Origin of the sequence: Spiroplasma endosymbiont of Megaselia nigra (assembly GCF_003987485.1) — a bacterium.
Classification (GTDB): domain Bacteria; phylum Bacillota_I; class Bacilli_A; order Mycoplasmatales; family Mycoplasmataceae; genus Spiroplasma.
Map to the genome: position 1 here is coordinate 1 of NZ_RCOO01000285.1, position 1,050 is coordinate 1,050.

Annotated in this window: 1 protein-coding gene; it reads right to left on the reverse strand. The window is 24.0% G+C overall.

Features of this window, described 5'->3' with window-relative positions:
* Window positions 1-901 (reverse strand): PBSX family phage terminase large subunit (locus tag D9R21_RS06705; RefSeq protein WP_126821562.1); only part of this gene is annotated, 901 nt, incomplete at its 3' end.
* Between the last annotated feature and the right edge of the window lie 149 nt (window positions 902-1,050).

Consider the following 1,050-nt stretch of genomic DNA (forward strand, 5'->3'; position numbering starts at 1 on the left):
TTGTATGTCCCTTAGGACTAGTAGAGTTTGCTAAATCAACACCACCTAATAACTTAGTTGGTTGAATAATATCTGTTGCTTGCATAATATCAATATATCGTGCAAAGATTGACCCACTAGTATTGCCTGGTAAACCTCAACTCCATACTCTTGCTCTTTCAATATCTAATTGTTCTAATCTTAATTGTTCATTAACTTTATCTTGTGGTAATTCATAATTTAATCTTCAACTAGAATAATGAATAATAATTTTCATATTTCATTTTTCAATGTATTTTATTTGTTCATATTTACTACGCATTATTTCTTCATCAAAAGGCATTAATTCATTACAATAACCAACAATATATCTTTTTAAGCTTTCAGGATTACATGTATTAATTGTTATTTTATTTTGATAACCACGAATAGCAAATTCTAAATCACTTAAATCTTTTTGTTGAAATTGGTCACATTCTTCTCTTCAATCAATAACTAATTTATATTTATTCAAATCAGCAAAGGCTTTTAATTTTTCTTTCCGACTTGGTGAATGTAAACCTTTACAATATATTTTGCTACCATTTGATAAAGTAAAAGTAAAATTTGATAAATTAATAGTATAAGGAATATTATTTTTATCTAACATATTTCATATATTTTGAAATACACTATCTTTTAAATCTTTACTTCAATACATACTAGCAATGATACAAATCGGTTCTTTAATTAATAAACTAATTTTTAATAATTCTCCAAACATTTTTATGTTTGAAATAGTCTTACCACTATATCGTGTCCCAATTTGATTAATTTCATTTACTAATTCATATTTTTTAGCAAATGGATATTTATTACCAATACTACTATTTTGTAATAACCAATAAGGTGTTTCTAACAAATAAGTAAAATGATTAAGCATTATTATCACTTTCTTTTTTAATATCTCTAATATCCGTTTGTAAATTAACAATTATTGGTTGTTGATTATTTAAGTTTAATTCTTGTTCTAACTGTTTTTCTTGTATTGAATATTTATAATTAAATGCTCGTTGTCAATATAATTTAGCA